Origin of the sequence: Halorubrum tibetense (assembly GCF_042661865.1) — an archaeon.
Classification (GTDB): Archaea; Halobacteriota; Halobacteria; order Halobacteriales; family Haloferacaceae; genus Halorubrum; species Halorubrum tibetense.
This window is the reverse complement of the sequence record NZ_JBHSWW010000321.1, coordinates 1-2,494: the sequence shown is the minus strand read 5'-3', so window position 1 is coordinate 2,494 and position 2,494 is coordinate 1. Positions and strand designations below refer to the sequence as shown.

The window sequence follows — 2,494 nt, the reverse complement described above, 5'->3', positions numbered from 1 at the left end:
TGCGGCCGGCGGACGCTACCCGTTCGTCGACCCGGGCGAGCGCTCCCGGGAAGTCGACCCGGCGGCCGTGTCGGCCGCCGACCTCGACCACGTCGTCGTCCACGTCTGCGGGCACGGTAATCGGGTCGACCCCGCCACGGTCGCCGAGCGCGACTGGATAGGGGACACGCCGGTGCACGTCCTCGACGACTCGCTTCTGAATCAGCCGAGCCCCGCGCTGATCGACGGGATCGAGCGGCTCGCGGGGCTGCTCCACCCGGATTCGTACACTCCCTGAACCCGGGACCCGCCCGATTCACCCACCCACCTTACCCAGGCTCGAGCCTGCTTCGAGAGCTATTCGTCCATCCGGCGTCGATGTCGGATATGGATATCGGCGTCGGCAGCGGGAACCCGGTGAAGCGGCAGGCGGTCGAGCGAGCGATCCGAACCGAGGGGTCGGGGGTCGCGGCCGACGCGACCGTCGAGTCGGTCCCCGTCGACTCCGGCGTGAGCGAACAGCCGATCGGTCACCCGGAGACCGTTCGTGGCGCGGAGAACCGCGCGTCCGCGGTCCTCGACGTCGGCACGTACGACCTCGGCGTCGGGATCGAGGGCGGAGTCGCCGGGATCGACGGTGTCGAGGGGCGCTTCCTGATCATGTGGGCCGTCGTCGACGACGGGACGCGCGTGGGCCGGGGGGCCGGCCCCAGCCTCCGGCTCCCGGACCGGATCGCCGCCCGGATCGGCGCGGGAGAGGAGCTCGGTCCGGTGATGGACGACGTCCTCGACACGACGGGCGTTGCGAAAGGGGGTGGTGCCGCCGGCGCGCTGACGGACGGGCGGGTGGACCGAACCGACGCCCTCGCGACCGCAGTCGCAGGCGCGCTCGGTCCGTTCGTCTCCAACCTGTACGAGTGACCGCCGAGCCGCGGGAGCTGACGACGATACCGGGTTCGGGGATCGTACCGGAACGACCACTCCGGGCCACCCGAGGGTCCGTCAGCGACCCACTTCGCGAGAGCTGGAGGTCGAAAACCGCACGACGTGACGGTGTTAACCCGGTCTACCAACCGGCTTTTGAGGGATCCACCGGTACAGGTGTGTATGAGCACAGCACAGACGGAGCTCGCGAGCGCCGAACCGACGGGCCTCTCGACGAAACAGGCGCGGATCCTCGAGTACCTGCGTGCGAACGCCGACGACCGGACCTACTTCAAATCGCGGCTGATCGCCGACGACTTGGATCTCTCGGCGAAGGAGGTCGGCGCGAACATGAGCGCCGTCGTCGACGCGGCCCACGAGCTCGACGTGGAGAAGTGGGGATACTCCTCGGGGACGACGTGGATGGTAACCGGAACGCCCGAGTAAACGAGGCCACAGCGGTCGACGGGGTCGATGCGGAGCGTGGACGGTTACGGGTCGTACCGTACGAGCGACGCCGCGTCGTCCGCGAACGCGACCGTCTCGGCGTCGAAGGAGTCCGCGTACCGGACGACGAGCGTGACGAGTCGCTCGGGCTCCGTCAGCGTGTAGCCGTCCGACCGGTCGAGCAACCCCGCCTCATCGAGGTCCGCGGCCGCGGCGCTCACCGTCGGTCTCGAGACCCCGAGCGACTCGGCGAGTGCTGCACCGGTCGCATTGGGGTCGCGCAACAGTGTCAGGATCATCCCGCGCGGGGTGTCTCGACGGAGGTAGCCGAGCGCCCGCTTGTCGAGGTCGTCGAAGCGACCCGCCGGGACGTAGCGCCGGTAGTCGGCGTCCTTCCACGACTCGATCTCGCCCGAAGCCTCCAGTTTCCGGAGGTGATGTTGCGCCTCGCCGGTACCCAGCCGGAGGTCGTCGCGGAGCTTCGAGAAGTGCGCGCCGGGGGTCGTCGGGACGTAGCCGCGGATCGCCTCGCGAGTCTCGTTCGCCTCCGCGTCGCCGTGCTCCCGGCTCTCGGCGCTGGCGGTCCCGACGAACGGTGCGGCCGCTCCGACGGCGGCGAACCGCCGTAGCGTCCGCCGCTTCCGTTCGTCGACGTGCTCCGTCACTGGACGTAGTAGTCGAGCAGCCAACAAAAACACTTCGTTCGGCCCAGTCGGGGACGATCCGGTCCGACGCGCCGTTTCGTCCCGGTCAGTCCTCGCGTTCCAGTTCGGCTTCGGGGACGTCCTCGTCCATTTCCTGGATGACTTCGTCGGCAGACTTGATGTCCGCGCCGGCACCGCCCGCCTTGACCGCTTCGGCCTCCTTCTCGAGCTCCTCGACGTCCATCTCGGCCGCCTCGTCGATCTGGCCGAGGATCTCGTCGATGTTGTCGAGTCCGAGCATCTTGCGGGTCTCGTCGTCGAACTCCAGCCCGTCCAGCCCCTCCATCTCCTGGACGTCGGAGCCGGAGAGCGCCTTGCCGTACCGGCCCACGAGGCTGGTGAGCTCCTGGGGGAGGACGAACGTGGTGGATTCGCCCTTGCCGATCTCTTCGAGGGTCTCCATGCCGCGTTCGATGATGGCGCGCTCGCCCATCGACTCC

General features: G+C 69.1%; 3 protein-coding genes and 2 pseudogenes. 3 read left to right on the top strand and 2 right to left on the bottom strand.

All coding sequences use genetic code 11. The features are described from left to right. The 3 genes and pseudogenes from ACFQEU_RS14470 to ACFQEU_RS14460 all read left to right on the top strand — a co-directional run. Positions 1-277 (top strand): annotated as a pseudogene (locus ACFQEU_RS14470) (cobalamin-binding protein); the annotation flags it as partial. A gap of 80 nt (positions 278-357) precedes the next feature. After that, positions 358-900, top strand: coding sequence for a DUF84 family protein (locus tag ACFQEU_RS14465; RefSeq protein ID WP_379783294.1), 543 nt, complete (start codon positions 358-360; stop codon positions 898-900). A 186-nt stretch (positions 901-1,086) separates the two neighbouring features. After that, complete coding sequence (locus ACFQEU_RS14460) at positions 1,087-1,350, top strand: DUF7123 family protein (RefSeq protein WP_379783292.1); 264 nt, start codon at positions 1,087-1,089, stop codon at positions 1,348-1,350. 44 nt (positions 1,351-1,394) lie between these two features. On the opposite strand, the gene ACFQEU_RS14455 is transcribed toward ACFQEU_RS14460, so the two are convergent. Together ACFQEU_RS14455 and ACFQEU_RS14450 are read right to left on the bottom strand one after the other, a co-directional pair. Further along, the gene (locus ACFQEU_RS14455) at positions 1,395-2,015 is read right to left on the bottom strand and encodes a winged helix-turn-helix transcriptional regulator (RefSeq protein ID WP_379783290.1); all 621 of its coding nucleotides are present in this window, start codon (positions 2,013-2,015) and stop codon (positions 1,395-1,397) included. 85 nt (positions 2,016-2,100) lie between these two features. Further along, positions 2,101-2,494, bottom strand: a pseudogene (locus ACFQEU_RS14450) (SPFH domain-containing protein); the annotation flags it as partial.

Bases quoted from the DNA above. Each gene is read 5' to 3' on its own strand.
- ACFQEU_RS14465 (WP_379783294.1), top strand. From the start codon at position 358: ATGTCGGATATGGATATCGGCGTCGGCAGCGGGAACCCGGTGAAGCGG.
- ACFQEU_RS14460 (WP_379783292.1), top strand. From the start codon at position 1,087: ATGAGCACAGCACAGACGGAGCTCGCGAGCGCCGAACCGACGGGCCTC.